The organism is Streptomyces sp. NPDC085944, assembly GCF_040686295.1.
GTDB lineage: Bacteria > Actinomycetota > Actinomycetes > Streptomycetales > Streptomycetaceae > Streptomyces > Streptomyces salinarius.
Genome location: NZ_JBFBJX010000029.1, coordinates 48,266 through 65,257, shown reverse-complemented (window position 1 = coordinate 65,257; position 16,992 = coordinate 48,266). Strand labels below are relative to the sequence as shown.

The 16,992-nt window shown below is 71.6% G+C and carries 3 protein-coding genes and 1 pseudogene (1 of these 4 running past the window's edge); 2 read left to right on the top strand and 2 right to left on the bottom strand.

Annotated elements, in window-relative coordinates:
- Positions 1-105: 105 nt before the first annotated feature.
- Positions 106-401: pseudogene (locus tag AB0P07_RS34710) on the top strand (transposase family protein); the annotation flags it as partial.
- A gap of 510 nt (positions 402-911) precedes the next feature.
- On the top strand, positions 912-2,186 hold the full coding sequence (locus AB0P07_RS34705; RefSeq protein WP_365557916.1) for an IS5 family transposase: 1,275 nt from the start codon (positions 912-914) through the stop codon (positions 2,184-2,186).
- Between the two features lie 403 nt (positions 2,187-2,589).
- Here AB0P07_RS34705 and AB0P07_RS34700 read toward each other — a convergent pair whose 3' ends face one another.
- Positions 2,590-3,756: a MupA/Atu3671 family FMN-dependent luciferase-like monooxygenase gene (locus AB0P07_RS34700; RefSeq protein ID WP_365557914.1), complete on the bottom strand. Its 1,167-nt coding sequence runs from the start codon at positions 3,754-3,756 to the stop codon at positions 2,590-2,592.
- 32 nt (positions 3,757-3,788) lie between these two features.
- Positions 3,789-16,992, bottom strand: partial view of an SDR family NAD(P)-dependent oxidoreductase gene (locus tag AB0P07_RS34695; RefSeq protein WP_365557912.1) — the 3' portion only. 449 nt of this gene lie beyond the right edge of the window; only the last 13,204 of its 13,653 coding nucleotides appear in the window; its start codon lies beyond the right edge, outside the window; it ends in the stop codon at positions 3,789-3,791.

Below are 16,992 nucleotides of genomic sequence, written 5' to 3'. Positions count from 1 at the left end.
AACTTCGCCAGGAAGCAATAGCCGACACAGCCTCCACCAGCAGCCTTGCTCCCACCTCAACCGAAACGGACATCGCCTCACGAACCGCCCACTTAAGGGGTCACCATGCTCATCGTCACCCGTGAGGGTGACCGCCGCTGCAAGCTCCCGCCGCACCAGCGTGCCCTGGTCGTCCTGGCGTATCTGCGCAAGCACGAGCCCTTGACCCAGATCGCCGTCGCCTTCGTTGATGTCTGTCGGTACCGCACACGCTTACAGCACCGCGGTGGTGGGCTTGCTCGCCGCAGCGTGCCCCGGGACTGCTGACGGTCTTGCGTGAGGCCAACCCGGAGTGCGCCCTGCCCGACGGGGCTCTCCCGGAGTGCGCCGGGGTCGGCGACAGCCGGGCCGGCTACTCAGCTGGGTTCTGTCCGGCCGATCTTGGGTTGTGGGAGGATGCCGTCCATGACTTGCATTCGAAGGGGCCGTGCCTCGTAGAACACCAGCTTCACTTCGGCCGCGGGGACGCGGCTGGGATAGACCCTGGGTGCGGTACCGCGATGTCCCAGGTCTGTCGGGAGCGGCGAATGCCGCTGTCCGTGTGCTCGAACGGGAGCGATTGTCTCCCGGCATCGTGGCGGTGGCGCTGAGCGTGTGGTCCGTGCACGTCCACGGCACGAGGCGCCGGTGGAGGCAATGGGAGGGGGAGTTCACCTGCCCCTGCTGCGGAGAGGGTTGGGCCCGGGACAAGCTGCAAGACGCTCTGTTCATGCTTCCGCCAAGGGCCGCGGGTGAACTCCGGGTGCAGGTCGAGCGCCTGGACGCGGTACTCCTCGGGCGAACGCGTCACGAGCCGATCGAAGAACCGGAGTTGGCGTGGTGGCATCGCAGGTGCTGACCGTATCCCGTGTCGCCCACTGGCTCGTTGGCTCTTGCGTGACTGGTCGGGGGATCTGACAGAGGCGGAGTGGCGACATCTGGAGCCGCTCCTGCCCACGGGCAACAACCGCTGCGGGCGGTGGCGCGGTCACCGCCAGGTGAGCAACGGCATCCTGCACCGGGTGCGAACCGGGGTGCAGTGGCGTGACCTGCCTGAACGCTACGGGCCGTGGAAGACCGTCTACGAGCGCCTCCGGCGCTGGTCGGCCGACGGAACCTGGGAACGACTACTCCAGCGGGCCCAGGCCGACGCCGCCGGCAGGATCGACTGGGACGTCTCGCTTGGTTCCACGTCGATCCGTGCCCACCAGCATGCGGCCGGCGCGCGGAAAGCTCCGCCGCCCGCCGCGTCAAAAGGGGCGGCCGCGATGGAACACAAGGGCGGAAGACCGTGGGCGAGACTGTGCGCCCGCCTGGCGGGGGTGGTGCAGGAGCTGAGGCACTCGGTCGCTCCCGAGGAGGCTTCCAGCAGCCGCCCCTCACCTGGAGCGGCAGCGGTGAAACAGCTCACTGTTCTCAGCCCCGTACTGACCGCCGGTCAACGGCGCCAGTACGGGGCTGAGGATCTGCCGACGCTCGATTCGCGTCAACGGGTCATCTGCTTGCGTTCGCCCAGGGAGGAGCCCGACGGAGTCTGCTCAGGGGGCTCCTCCTCTCTCTGCCCGAGCTGTCAATTGGATCAGGCCATGACGAGCGAAAACCACCCGAAAGCGCGACTCTTCGTCCGCGATTATTGTGGGCATGACAGCTGCCCATCGATTTCCTGGGCGCTCATGGACTCCCCCGCGATCGTCCAGTACTCATCCCGTCGGGTGATGTCTTGCGACTTCGTCGAGGTTCACGAGATCGCCGGCGGAGTCGTCCTGATCAGCGTAGGAGACAGACAGGTCGACCAGATGCGGCAACGCCGAGGGGTTCGGAGCCGTGGACGCCTTCCGGTAACCAGCTGGCGACCAGAGGTACAGCTGCCCACTACCAGCTGCTGCACCCGTCGGCCCCTCGCCCCACCACAGCATCTTCTCCTTCGCCGTCTCGCTTCCCGGGTCCCATACCTCGACGCGGGACACTTTGTCACCAGGACACAGAGGGACCTTGACTTCAACGGTGCGGTCTGTGACCCGGAAACCCAGGAGCGGGCCCTCGTCACCGGGGTGCTCGGGCACGAGTCCGCACGAGGTTCCCAAGGTGCCGATGAGAAGTGCCAGGACAAGGACGTCGCATTTGAGGGCCTTTCGGTTCGACCGGCCCGACTTGATCAGCACCTGTAACCTCCGCTTCGCCAGCCCGCCCTTCGTTCCCACCTGTTGCGGCAAGGATTTGCCCCTGCGCGCAAGTAGCGGATCCCGAAGCCGAGACCGTAGCGCAGCCATTGGGACCTGTGTCGCTTTTCGTGTCTGAGACGGTCTCGTGTGATGTAGAAGCGATGGCTCGAGGCTAAGTAGAAGGTAGGGCCAAGGGTAGTGCCCCCCGCGTGCATGGAGTCCCCATCCGCCTCGGCACGCTCTCATGCCGTAGCGGTAACCACACTTGTAACCCATAAAGCGACTGGCGCCGGCAAGACCGTAACCCAGTCCCCGAGCCCTCAAGCTGCGGACCTTCTAGGTTTGGGTGACAGGTTCGGCCACGCGCCTTGGAGAGCCGGTGCGGCCGCACCACCCGCCCAACGGACTGCTACCGGGCGCTGCGTGTCGAGTCGTCGTAGTACCAGGCCATGTCGTTCGCGTTGGCGCCTGCTGCCGCCGCCGCGCCGGCGGCGCTCGCCGCGCCGCGTACGCGGCCCGCGCCCGGGGCGGTTCGGGAGCCACGTCGCGTGGCGGGCGGGGTGGTGAAGTCGGCGCGGAGGCGGTCCAGCTCCGGCAGGGCGTCGAGGACCGTGTCGAACGGCAGGCCGAAGTCGACCATGCAGGCGATCTCGTCGACGCCCATGTTCTGGGCGCGGTGGACCACAGTCGCGCACTTCTCCCGGGTGCCCAGCAGTGAGCGGCGTTGGTAGAAGTCCTCGGCAACCAGTTTCGCCATCTCCTGCTTCTCCGCTGCGGTCATGGCTGTCGATGCCGCGTCGTTGGTCTTCTGCGTGAGGAAGGTGTCGATGTACCGACGTACCGGCTCGGACACCAGGGCGCGCGTCGCGGCCTCGTCCTCGCCCACGTAGGTATGCAGGCCGAGCGTGACGACGCCCGCGTCCGGATCGTGGCCCGCCTTCGCCCTGGCGTCGCGGTAGTTGGCGATGTTCGACTCCAGTCGCTCCCAACTGTCGACCAGTGTCAGGACGTTGGTGCCGAGTTCGCCCGCTGTGGTCCAGGTCTGCGGGTTGGAGGAGTGGACGATCCACAGCGGGAGTTCCGACTGATGGGGGCGGGGGTACGTGCGGACCGACAGGGTCTGGCCGCCGGGGCCGGGGAAGTCGACCGTCTCACCCGCCCACAGCTTGCGCAGGACGGGGATGTTGCCGAAGGCCGCCTCGCGACGCCGGTCGAAGTTGTCGGGGTAGAAGACGAAGTCGCCGCTGTGCCAGCCGGTCGCCACGCACAGTCCGGTCCGGCCCTGGGAGAGCTGGTCGACCAAGGCCCATTCCTCCGCGACACGCACGGGGTGGTGGTGCGGGAGCACGATGCTGCCTGCGCGCAGTTCGAGCCGCTCGGTACTGACCGCGAGGGCGGCGCTGAGCACCGAGGGGTTCGGGAAACTGCCGCCGAACTCCTGGAAGTGCCGCTCCGGGGTCCAGATGGCCTTGAAGCCCAGTGAGTCGATGGCTCGTGCCACGTCCAGGATGAAGCGGTAGCGCTCGCCGAACGGGTGCTCGTCGTTGGCCGCGAAGAAGTAGATGCTGAAGTCCATGGGGTTCTCCCGCGTTCGTCGCCGGAACAGGGCTAGATCAGGTCGCCGGGTTCGGGGGCTTCGGGGCCGCCGAGCGCCGGTGTCATCAACCGGGCCATGGTCCGCAGCCCCTGGTCGTGGACGATGGTGAAGTGATCGGCGTCGACGTCGTGTACGCGGACGGGCTTGCCGACGAACCGGCCGAAGCCGTTGGTGCGGTCGTCACCGAGGCGACGCATCGCGGGCAGCCGCGCGGGGTTGTCCTCGCCGACGAAGCCCTGGGTCGCGTGGAAGAAGGTGACGTCGACGGGTTCCGGCAGGGGTTGCGGCACGTACTCCGTGAGCAGCCGGACGTTCTGGTTGAAGGCTTCGTTGGTGCGGCGCAGCAGCATCAGGATCTGGTCGTACGACAGCTTCGCGGCGGCTTTGTCCACGACGTGGCGGGCGATCAGCCTCAGCTGTTCGTCCTCCTTCCTGCCGAACAGCGTCTCCAGGCCGATCAGCTCGGTGATGTTCCAGCGGTGGCAGTAGGAGTTGCCGAGCATCATCAGCGGCAGGCTCTCGGACTCCTCGTCCGTGAGCGACGACCAGTCCACGCCTGCCCAGGCGGGGGTCGTGGGCATGATGCCGTCGGCGACGACGAGCGAGTGGATCCGTTCGCCCTGATGCAGGAGCTGGCGCGCCACTTCGTAGGCGACCACGCCACCGAAGGAGGAGCCGGCCAGGGTGATGGGGCCGCCCGGGTGGTCGGCCCGGATCGCCGCCGCGTACTGCCCGCACATCTCCTGGAAGGTCTCGAAGCGGTGCAGGTTGTGGTCCACGTCGACCTGCTCGACGCCCATCACGGGGTAGTCGGGACCGAGGAACCGGGACAGGTAGAGGCTGTAGCTGACGTCGCCGTACATGTGGTGCATCCAGTACGCGCGCTGCTTGTCGCCCGCCTGGTTGACGCTGGTGATGTACCGCTTTACCGGCTGCGGCTGTCCGGACTGCGCCCGGTGCAGCCTGCGCAGGTCGACGGCCGCACCCGCAGAGGTCAGGTAGTCCGGCCGGCACGGCAGGTCGACGGTGCGTGCGGTCCGTGTCAGCCAGCGCTGCCAGTCGCCGGTGGCCGGCTCTCCCTGGACGAGGGCGCGGACGACCGTGACGGCGGCAGGTCCGGACAGGGGACGTGGGACGTGCGCCGCTACGGCGTCCGTCAGGGCGGCGCGGTGGGCGTGCGCCTCGCGCAGCCAGGCCGCCAGCGCGGACTCGGGCATCGGCGGGTGGGCGTGGGCGATGAGCACCTGCGCGGCGTCGGTGAAGTCGGCTTCGGTGGTGCCGTCGCCCGGCGCGTCCCCGTCGAGCCTGCGGTACGCGCCCCAGACGGTGCCGAATGCGCCGGTGAGCGCACCCAGTCCGCGGGAGGTGCGGACACCGGGCTCCGGAGCTCCGACGAGGAGGAGTTCGTCCACCTGGTGTCCCAGGCCGAGCAGCCGTCGGGTGACTTCGAGCGCGAGTACGCCCCCGGGGCCCTGCCCGGCCACTCGGTAGGGACCCTGGGGTCGGTCGGCGACGATGGCGTCCGTCGTGGCTTCCGCGAGGTCCGCGATCGAGGTGAGCGGCGCCTGCCCTGTCCTGAAACCGGGGGGCTCGACGCCGAGGACCGGTCCGTCGTCGGCCAGAGCCGTCTGGAGATGGGTCAGCCAGCTCAGCTCGCCGGTGTCCCCGGGAAGACAGTAGACGGGGGTTCCCTGAGCATCCGGGACGAAGGGGACGATCCGGGCCAGGAGTGGGGCCGAGTGCTGCGGCTGCGTCCACCGGTGTTCTTCCGACGGTGCGGCGCTGACAGCCGGCACGGTGCCCGGGGCCGGCTCGGGCACCGGCGCCTGCCCGGCGGACGCAGGAGCCGCGGCAGGCACCGCGGGCGTCGCGGCAGCTGTCGCGAGACCGGGGACGTGCTGGGCGATGTGTTCCACCAGCCGGTCGAGGGACGGGTACTCGAAGATCGCCGCCATCGGGATCCCGTCACCGTACATGCCCTGCAGACGCTGCATGATCCGCAGGGCGACGATCGAGTCGATGCCGTAAGCGGCGAAATCCTTCGACGGGTCGATCTCCTCCGGTGTCAGACCCACTCCCAGGGCCACCACCTCGCGTACCTGGCGCGTCAGTTCCGAAGTCTTCACGGCGGATCGCTCCTGCCGGTCCCGTTGCTCCAGCTGTTCCATCTGTGCGGTCTCCTTGCCTGTGTCGGTGCTCTGCCGCTGGGCCGCAGGGGCAGGAGCGGGCGCGGGCTCCGTGGGTGCGGGTGATCCGGGCTCGGGCAGCCAGTAGCGGTCCGGCGCGAACGGGTACGTCGGCAACGGCACGCGCCGTCCCGGCGGCGCCTCCAGTCCGGCCCAGTCGGTCTGCTTGCGCCGCACCCACCGGACCGCCAGTTGACGCAGCGGGTCCAGGCCTTCGGGTTCGCGCGTGCCGGAACCGTCGGCGTAGGCACGCAGCCTCTCCACCAGCTCGGGCAGCGTGCGCGCGACGACGGCGAGACGCTCGTCCAGGGCGGGCCGCCCCACGCGCAGGGTGTGGGCCACGTCGGCGGGCCGGTGGGCGCGGCGCTCCAGATCGTCGGCCAGCACGGCCGCGTATCGACGCAGCCGTTCGTCGGAGCGGGCGCTCAGCACGAACAGGTGCTGGTCCGCTTCCTCTTCGTCGCGGGAGGGGTCCTCGGGCTCGTACTCCTCGACCACCACATGGGCGTTGACACCCCCGAAGCCGAACGAGCTGATGCCCGCGCGGAGCGGCACATCGCCGCCGCGGCCGTCGGGGAGGCGCTGCCACCGAGTGGTCTCGTCGAGGAGGCGGAAGGGGGTGCCGGCCAGGTCGATCAGCGGGTTGACCCGCTCGAGGTGCAGCGAGGGCGGCAGTCGGCGGTGTTGCAGTGCCTTCACCACCTTGACGAGACTCGCCACGCCCGCCGCTGTCTCCAGGTGTCCGACGTTGGTCTTGACGCTGCCGAGCGCGCAATAGCCGGTGCGGGTTCCGCCACCGAGTTCGCGGAAGGCGTCGACCAGGCCGTTCACCTCGATCGGATCCCCCAGGGCGGTGCCGGTACCATGCGCCTCCACGTAGGTGATGGTGTCGGCGCTCACTCCGGCCGCGCGATGGGCCCGCACGATGACCTCGGTCTGCGCTTGCGGGTTGGGGGCGGTCAGCGAGTTGGCCCGGCCGCCGTGATTGACGGCCGTGCCCCGGATGAGGGCGTGGACGTGGTCGCCGTCGGCCAGGGCCCGGCTGAGCGGCTTGAGCAGCACCGCGGCGACGCCTTCACCCCGTACGTACCCGTCCGCCCGATGGTCGAAGGTCTTGCAGCGGCCGTCGGGCGACAGCATGCCGGACTTGCCGAAGGCCAGGAATCCGGTCGGGGAGAGGATCACATTGACCCCGCCGGCCAGAGCGGCGTCGCACTCTCCGGCGCGGATCGCCTGGACGGCGCGGTGCACGGCGGTGAGCGAGCTGGAGCAGGCGGTGTCCACCGGCTCGCTGGGTCCGTGCAGGCCGAGGAGGAAAGAGACTCGGTTGGCGAGGACGCTGTGCGCGTTGCCGGTCGCGGCCTGGCCGTCGACTTCGACGCCACGGCTGATCAGCAGCTGCGCGTACTCGGAGGATCCGACGCCCACGAAGACGCCGGTCCTGCTGCCCTCGAGCGAGCCCGGATCGTGGCCCGCGTCCTCCACGGCCTGCCAGACCGTCTCCAGGAACAGCCGGTGCTGCGGGTCCATGGTGCGTGCCTCGCGCGGCGAGATCCGGAAGAACTCCGGGTCGAACCGGTCGATGTCGTCGAGGAATCCGCCCCAGCGGGACGGTACCCGTTCCGGGTCCTGGCGCGGGTCCCCGTAGATTTCCCGCCAGTCGAAACGTTCACCCGGGATCTCCGCCACCAGATCCCGGCCCGCCACCAGGTTTTCCCAGTACGCGTCGAGGTCCGGGGAGCCGGGGAAGCGGCCCGCCATACCGACGACGGCGACGGGCTCCTCGGCGGCCGCACACGGGCCTTTCACCCGCGCAGTGACGGCGGCTTCTGCGGGCACGGGCCGACGTGCGGCCAGAGCGGCCACGAGTGAGGCGACGTCGGTGTGCGCGTACAGCTCCGGCGGCAGGATCCCGATGGCGAGCTCGTCGCTGAGCACGGCGGCCAGCTCGGTCAGGGTGATGGAGTCGAAGCCGAAGTCGCTGAGGTGATCGTCGGAACCGACCTCTTCGGCGGGCAGGCCGAGGACCGCGCCGATGGCGGAGACCACGGCCTCGTGGACCGCCTCACGGTCCTGCGGTGCGGACCCGGACGCAGCGGTGGGAGCCCCGGAGACGGTGACCGGGGTCGTCTCCTGGACACCGGCCGCGGCCGGTTCGGGGAGCCAGTGCCGTTCGCGGGCGAAGGGGTACCCCGGCAGGGAGGTCACCCGGCCCGTGCTGCCGTGCTCGCGCCAGTCCACGTCGCCGCCCGCGACCCACCGTGCGGCCGCCTTTGCCCAGGGGCGCGGCAGAGTCCCCAGGTCGGGCTCCGGCAGCGGGGCGCCGTCGGCCAGCTCGTCGAGACGGGCGACGAGGCCGGTCAGGTCGTGGACGACGAATGCGGCACGCTCGCGCAGCGGCGCCCGCCCCACCCTCAGGGTGTGGGCGACGTCGGCGAGCGCCGCATCGCTCCCGGGGCCTCGCAGGAAGTCCCCCAGGCGGCCGGCGAGTTGACGCAGCTCTTGCGGTCTGCGGGCGCTGAGCGGGACCAACTGCGGCCCTTCGACGGCCGTCTGCTCCGGCTGCTCGGGCGGGACGGCCACGACCAGCTGGGCGTTCGCGCCGCCCGCGCCGAAAGAGCTGACGACGGCGCATCGCCCCGCGCGGTCGTCGTCGCCGCCCGGCCAGGGCGTCGGTGTGGTCACCAGTTCCAGCGGGGAGCCGTCCTCGGAGAACGCGGGCAGCGATGTGGTGACGCCGATGGTGGGAGCGATCTGTCCCGCCTTGAGCTGAAGCAGCACCTTGGCGAGCTGCGCCATGCCCGAGGCCGCTTCGAGGTGACCGACGTTGGGCTTGAGGGAGCCGACACGAACGGGGCCGTCTGCGGCCGGGCGCCCGGCGAAGACGCGCCGCAGCGCCTCCGCCTCGACGGGATCACCGAGCGGGGAACCCGTCGCCGCGGCCTCGACATACTGGACGTCTTCGGGTCCGACACCGGCACGCCGCAGCACCGCCAGCAGGAGTGCGGCCTGCGCGTCCGCGTCGGGCGTGGTGTAGGTGGAGTCGCCGGCGTTGTGGTTGACCGCCGAGCCGGTGATCACGGCGTGGACGCGGTCGCCCGCGCGCAGAGCCTCCGGCAGCGGCTTGAGGACGACCGCGCCGACGCCCTCACCGGTGACCATTCCGTCGCCCTCCAGGTCGAAGGCGCGGGCGCGGCCCTGCGCGGACAGCATCCTGGCGGCGGCGAGGTCCGCGTGGTGGCTCGGGTGGAGGATGAGGTTGACGCCGCCCACCACCGCGGCGCCGCACTCGTCCCTGCGGAGTGACTCGCAGGCCAGGTGGAGCGCGGTGAGCGAGGACGAGCAGGCGCTGTCCACGGCGATGCTGGGGCCGGAGAAGCCGAAGCAGTGCGAGACGCGGTTGGCCAGCGCCCACCCGCCGGAGCCGCCGCGCGGCCGTTGTCCGCGTCCCCAGCGGTCGGCCACCAAGGACCGGTAGGGAGTGTGCATGGCGCCCGCGAAGACGCCGACGCCGGCCCCGGTGACGCGTACGGCATCGCGTTCCAGTCGGGCACAGGTCACTCCCGCGTCCTCCAGCGCGGTCCATGCCGTTTCGAGGAGCAGCCTCTCCTGGGGGTCCATGGCTTCGGCCTCGCGGGGCGAGATGCGGAACAGCAGCGAGTCGAAGCGGTCGACGTCCTGGAGGAAGGCGCCACGCCTCTCCCCCAGACGGTCGTCCTGCTCTGTCGCGGGCCAACGGTCGACAGGGACCTCTCCGACGGCGCACCGCCCGGCGCTCAGGTTGTCCCAGAAGGCCGTCAGGTCATCGGCGCCCGGATAGCGGCCGGCGGCGCCGATGACGGCGATCGGGACGTCGGACGACGTGCGGGACGGGCCGGACCCGCCGGCCGTCGGTGTCCCGGGCGTGACAACAGGGGCGTCGACAGGCACGCGTGCGGGAGCCGTCGGTCCCTCCGCGGGACCGGGCACGCCGGTCCCGCCCTTCGCCTCTTCGGGCAGCGGTACGCCCATGCGCAGTAGCAGGTCCGCCACCTCGGCCATCGTCTTCCCGTCGAGGGCCTCGCCGAAGGAGGGCCGCCACCCGAGGTCGCGTTCCAGGCAGTCCGTCACGTCCATGACGACGAGCGAGTCCACGCCGTACGTCAGCAGCGGTGCGGAGTCGTCGAGTTCGGTCTCGGCCAGTTTGAGGCTCGCGGCGAAGAACGCACGCAGGCGCCCGACCAGCCATGACCTGCCGTCCACGCCCCCGGAGGTCTGCCCGCCCGCGTCCGCAGCCGCCAAAACAGGCTCGGGACGTGTGCCCGGCTCGGCTGCGGTGTCCATGCCGGGGGCCGGCCCGACGCCGTGGGCGCGCACGTTGCCGCGTTCGGCGAGCAGGAGGCTCTGGTCGGCGGACGCGTCGTCCCCCTCGGTGGCCGCGAGGGCCGTCACGTCCCGCAGGCCCGCCGCGGCCAGCACGGCGCCCCAGTCCTCGGCCCCGAGCAGCGGCGAGTGGGGAAGGCGCAGATGGCCGTCGCCGTACAGCCACCAGCCCTCGGTGAGACCGAAGACGAGGGTGACCGCGTCCAGGACGGCGGTCGACTCGTTGACGGCGAGCAGGGCGCCGGGGTGCATCAGGCCCGCGACGTTGTGCAGCGTGGCGCGCAGGTCGCCGGTGGCATGCAGGACGTTGGCGGCGACCACGACGTCGTACCGCCGGTCCGTAAAGCCCTGGGAGGCCGGGTCCGCCGCGATGTCCAGCGTCCGGAAGTCCGCCTCGGGGTGGTCGGAGCCGAAGCGTTCGGCGGCCTGGCGTACGAGGGTGGGAGAGATGTCGGTGCACACGTAGCCGGGGGGCGGGCCGTCGCACTCCTTGAGCGCAGTCAGGAGAGGGTGCGTGGTGCCGCCGGTGCCCGCGCCGATCTCCAGGATCGTGATCTCCCGGCCGGGGTCGTCGCGCCGCAGGTCGTGCACGCGCCGGACGACGGCGGCCGTGCACATGGCGTTGAAGTGCTGGGCGCGCGGGTCACCGTGGTACAGGGGAGCGAGCCGGTCCTGCGAGCCGCCGGGGAACAGCACCTCGAGCCCCTTGCGGCGCCCGGTCAGCACGTCGGGCAGAGCCGCCGCGCAGTCGGTGATCAGTTCGACGGTCGCGGCGCAGAAGGGGTGGTCGTCGATCAGCCGGGCGCGTGTCCTCGCGGGGTCCGTCCCTTCGTAGGGGTCGACGGGGAAGGCCAGGCGGCCGTCGGCCTCGTGCGCGAGACCCGCGCCGCGCACCATGTCGAGCAGCGCGTCGAGAAGCCGCCGCTGCTGGGGAACGACGCCCAGACCGGCGGCGAGCTCGTCCGGGGTACGGGCGTCGGCAACCCTCCCGGGGAGGCCCATGCCGCGCAGGGCCGCGAGGACTTCACGGCGTGCGAGATCGTCGAGCCGGCCGAGGTAGCCGGGTGGAACGGACGACGCGTCCCGCGTCTCTGCGGCCCCGTCGGCGGCCGCCCGGACGGCCCTGCCGTCGCCGGGCAGGTCCAGGATGTCCGGCTCGGTGTCCGTGACGCCTTCGAGTTCCTGGCCGACGGTGGTCTTGACGACGGTGGCCTGGACGAGTGGGGCGCCCATGACGCGGCGGAAGGCCAGGATGCCTTCGTCGTCGGTGAGCCCGGCCACGCCGAGGCGTGCCACGCGGCGCCGGTAGTCCTCGGTGGCGACGGAGCCGCTGTCTCCCCACAAGCCCCAGTTGAAGAGCTTGACGGGCAGGCGGGTCCGGGTGGACAGATACCGCGCGTAGGCGTCCTGGAAGGTGGAGGCGGCGCTGTAGTTGGCCTGTCCCGCGTTGGCGCGGTGGGAGACGGCGGACGAGAACAGGGCGAGGAAGTCGAGCGGTTCGCCCGCGAGCGCGTCGGCCAGGACGACGGTGCCGTGCGTCTTGGCGTGCAGGGCCCTGCGGAACGTCGCCTCGTCCATGCCGGCCAGGAGACCGTCGGCGAGTGTGAAGGCCGCGTGGACCGCGCCGTTGACCGGACCGAAGCGCTCGCGGACCCGGGCGATCAGCGCGTCGGTGGCAGCCCGGTCCGTGATGTCGGTCTGCTCGTAGACCGCTTCGCCGCCCGAGGCGCACAGTTCGGGCAGGAGTGTTTCGGGAAGTTCGTCGAGCGGGCGGCGTCCGACCAGCACGAGGCGTGGCGCGTACTGACGGGCAAGGTGGCGGGCGACGGCACGTCCCAGACCACCGGCGCCGCCGACCAGGAGGTAGGTGCCACCACGGGTGAACGGCAGTCGGTCCTCGCCGGGTTCGGCCGGGGTGTAGGTGCGCAGCGTCTTGCCCAGGCGGACGGTGCCGCGCAGGGCGACTTCCCGGACCGGGAAGGCGGGAGGTTCCGCGTGTACGGCGGCCGCCAGACGCGGCAGTTCCGCGCCGCCCCGGGCCAGGGCGGCGCGGTCCAGGTCGAGGCAGCTGACCGCGGCGAAGGGCAGCTCGCGGGCCAGGGACTTGGCGAGGCCGATGAGGGCGGCGGCGTAGGGGTTGCGGGCGGCCACCCCTTCGTCGACCTGTTGGCTGTCGCTGGTGACGACGCAGAGGCGCAGCCCGGCGGGGCGCTTGTCGGCGAGCAGTTTGGCGAGACGGAAGAGTGCCAGGCAGCCCTGGTCCAGCGCGGTGTCGAGGTGGGCGAGGTCGTGCGCGCTGTAGAGCCGGTCGTCGACGCCGCCGAGGAAGTGGATCACGCTGTTGGCGGGCAGGTCACGGATGGCCTCCGCCATACGCCGCTCCGCCTCGGGTACGTCCAGGCGCAGCAGCCGCGCTCCGTCGTACCTCGTGGTCAGCGCCTGACCGAGCCCGAAGTCCCGGCGGGTGGAGAGGATCAAGGTGTCTCCGCTGTGCCGGGCCGCTGCGGCGGGTGCGTCCAGGACCTGCCACGCCGTGCGCAGGTGGCGCACCTCCTGCGCGCCCGCACCGGACGCGGGGCGTGCGACGCGCAGGTCGTGGAAGGACGCCACGGGTACGCCGTTCGCGTCAGCGAGCGTCACGTCGGCGCGAGCGGTGCCACGGTCGGGAGCGTGTTCGCGCAGCCGCACCTGGACGTGGCGGGCAGCGCCGATGCGTCCGTGCAGCTCCACGCGTGCCACGGACGCGGGCAGCATCGGCTGTTCGCCGGAACTCGCGGGAGGGAGCACACCGTGCAGGGCGTGCAGGGCGCCGTCCAGGGCGCCGGCGTCGACGGCCCAGTCGGGAGCGCTCGTCGCGGGTGGCGGGGTCAGCTCGCCCACGGCCTCTTGCCCGTCGGCCGCCGAGCGTACGCGGGACAGGCGCCGGAAGAGGGGGCCGTAGGCGAGGCCGCCGCGTTCGGCGGTCTTGTAGAAGTCGCCGCCGTCGTGGTGGTGCGCGCAGCGGGCGCGCAGTGCGTTCAGGTCGAGAGCGGCCGGGGGGACGGCCGGGTCGGTGGTGAGGTGTGCGGTGCCGGTGGAGTGGGCGGCGGCGCCGGCTCCGGTGCCGATCGTGTAGTCGAGTCCACTGTCTCCGGCGGTGAGGGCCACGCGGACCGTGGTGCCGGTCCCGGTGATCTCCACCGGTGTGCGCCAGCGCACGTCGGTGATTTCCCGGACTCGGCCGCGGTCGAGCCCTTCGGCGGCGGCGACGGCCATCTGCAGCTGGACCACCCCGGCGAGCAGGGGCCGGCCGATGACCACGTGGTCGGCGACGACCGGGGTGTCGGGGGTGAACCCGGTTTCGTACACGAGTTGGTCGAGGGAGGGCACGACACGACCGAGCGGCCCGTCTGCGTGCGGTGCAGCGCTCTCGGCGCCGAGGGGCGGAGTCGTGGCGACCCAGTGGCGGTCACCGGCGAACGGGTAGGTGGGCAGTGGGAGGCGTCTGGCTCCCGGGAAGGCCCCGGTCCAGTCGACGACGGCGCCTTCGCTCCACAGGACGGCGAGTGCGCGCCAGTCGCGGGCATCGCACAGTTCACGTATCCGCTCGTGGCTCACCGATTCGGAGGCCGTCAGGTCCGCGTGCCCGGTGCACAGGTCGTCGGCGCCGCCCGTGTCGACGAACGCAGCCAGGCGGTCGCGGAGTTCGGGCACGGTGTGGGCCGTGACGGCGAGCCTGCACTCCAGTTCCTCACGGCCGGTGGCCAGGGTGTGGGCCACGTCGGCGAGCAGCGTGCCGGGGCGGGCGCCGAGATGGTCGCGCAGTCTTCGGGCGACTTGGCGCAGCCGCTCGTCGGTCTTCGCGGACAGCACGATCAACTGCTCCGTGCCGTTTTCCGCCGCCGGCCCGGCCGACGGGGTCTGGGGCGGTTCCTCGAGGATCACATGGCCGTTGGAACCGCCCGCGCCGAAGGAGCTGACGGCCGCACGGCGCGGTGTGTCCGGGTCGATCCGCTGCCACGGCCCGAGTTCACGCCGGAGCACGAACGGTGAGCGTGCGAAGTCGATCTTCGGGTTGATCTCGGTGGCGTGCAGCGACGGCACCAGCTCGCCGTGGGCGAACTGGAGCAGCACCTTGGTGACTCCGGCGACGCCCGCCGCCGACTCGGCGTGGCCGATGTTGGACTTGGCGGAGCCGATCGCGCAGTACCCGGTGCGGTCGGTGTGCCGGGCGAAGGCGCGGCGCAGCCCCTCGACCTCGATGGGGTCGCCGAGCGCGGTGCCGGTGCCGTGCGCCTCGACGTAGCCGATGGTGTCGGCTCCGACCCCGGCACGGTCCAGGGCGGTCGAGACGACGTTGGCGTGGGCTCGCGGCGAGGGCACGGTGTAGCCGTTGGTGCGGCCGCCGTGGTTGACGTGGGTCGCGCGGATGACGCCGTGCACGTGGTCCCCGTCGGCCAGGGCCGCCGACAGGGGCTTGAGGACGAGCGCGCCCGCGCCCTCGCTGGGCACGAAGCCGTCACCGCCCGCCCCGAAGGCGCGGCAGCGTCCGTCGGTGGACAGCAGCCGCATGTCCGCGAGTACGCCGTACTTGATGGGGTGGGTCTGGATGTGGGCGCCTCCGGTGATCGCCATCGCGCACTCGCCGCGGCGCAGGGACTCGACGGCCAGGTGGAGCGCGGTCAGCGAGGAGGAGCAGGCGGTGTCCACGACGAGGCTGGGGCCGTGTGCGTCCAGCAGGTAGGACAGCCGGTTGGCGACGGAGAAGTCCATCGAGAGCGCGGTGACGGGGTTGTTCTTGCCCCACTCCTCGGCGCCGATGAGCTTGTAGGAGGTGGCGGTGACGCCGACGAACACTCCCAGGGCGTGTTCGTCGCCGCGCCGGGTCCGCTCGTGCAGCAGGCGCCGCGAGTAGCCCGCGTTCTCCACAGCCGACCAGGCCACTTCGAGGAAGACCCGCTCGGTGGGGTCGGCGCGCTCGGCGTCACGGGGTGACATGTTGAAGAACAGCGCGTCGAATCGGTCGGCGTCCTCGATGAACCCGCCCCACTTGCCGTACGTCCTGCCACCGGTGCGCTCACCGGGCGCGTAGTAGCGCGAGTGGTCCCAGCGGCCGGCCGGTACTTCGGTGATGGTGTCCCTGCCGCCTCGCAGCGTCTGCCAGTACTCGTCGAGGTCCCGGCCCCCCGGGTACCGTCCGGCGACGCCGATGACGGCGATCGGCTCGTCGAGACGGCCGGGGGTGTCACCGGCCGTGTGCCCCGGGACCGAGGTCGCTCGCTGGTCCGGCTCCTCCCTGTGCCTGGGCTGCCGAGGCACCGCCGGGGCCGTGAGGAGCGGCCGCAGCGCCTCTGTGTGCTCCGTCGCCAGGTAGCGGCTCAGTTCGGCGACCGTGCGGTACTCGAACATGAGGGTGGCGGGCAACGGCCCGAGGCGGTCTTCGAGGCGAACCGTGATCTTCTTGATGAGGACGGAGTCCACGCCGACCGTGGACAGCTCCTGGTCCGGACGGAGTTTCCCGGCGGGGAGCCGGATCACGTCGCTGACCAGGGCGAGCAGATACTCCTGCACGACGGCTCCGATGTCCTGGCCGGCCACACCCCCCGGCCCTTCGCCGGGCTGCGTGTCGTGGGGCGGGAGGGCCTTCGTCTCCGTCGGCGGCGTGAGGGCCAGGCGCTGTTCCACGGATTCGCGGATGCGCTCCATGTCGCCGTGCATCACGAATACCTCGGGCCGGCCCGAGGCGACCGCCGTGCCGAGGACGTCCAGGAGTGACCCCACCGGGAGAGCGGCCATGCCGTGCAGGTCCCGGACGGCCCGCTTGTCGCGCTCGTCGAGGTCCATCCCGCCTCCGGCGATCAGCGGCAGCGCGACGGAGACGGTGGCCCCGCTTCGGGTGCCCCTGGCCACCGCCTCGGATCGGACGGCCGCGAGAGCGCCCAGGGCCCGGTTCGCCGCCGCGTAGTCGCTCTGTCCCGGGCCGCCGATGTACGCGGCAACGGATGACAGCAGCACGAACAGCTCAAGGGGCTCGGCCGCGGTGACCTCGTCGAGCACGTCGGTACCGGTCAGCTTCGGAGCCAGGACGCGGTGGACCTCTCGCAGGTCCTTGTTCACCAGATACGAGTCCTCATTGACCCCCGCCGCGTGCAGGACCCCCGTCAGTGGGCCGAACTCGTCGCGTGCCCGGGCCACGGCCCGAGCCATGTCGTCGCTGTCGTTGACATCGGCCTGGACGTAGACCGCCTTCCCTCCTCTCTCGCCCACGCGGGCCAGGAGCTGGTGGACGGCGCGCGTGGGCGCGGAGCGGCCGAGAAGTACCAGGCGGGCCTGGTACTTCTCGGCCAGGCCTTCGGCCAGGTGGGCACCGATGCCGCCCGCACCGCCGGTGATGAGGTAGATGCCACGCGCACGCCAGGGCCGCGCACCGGCCCGGTCGGCGGCCGGGAGCGGGATGAGCGTCCGTACGGCACGCCCGGCGCGGTCGTGGCGGACCTGGGCGGATCCGGGTACGGCCGCGGAGAGCTCGGCCCGGGCCAGCGCCTGGGCGTCGCCGGAGGCGGTATCCGTGACGTGCACGCAGACGGCCCGGACGCGCCGGTCCTCCTGTGCCGCCGTTCGGCACAGGGCTCCCACGGCATCAGCCGTCCCGGAGTGCGTGCTGCCCTCGGTCAGCACGGCGAGGGCG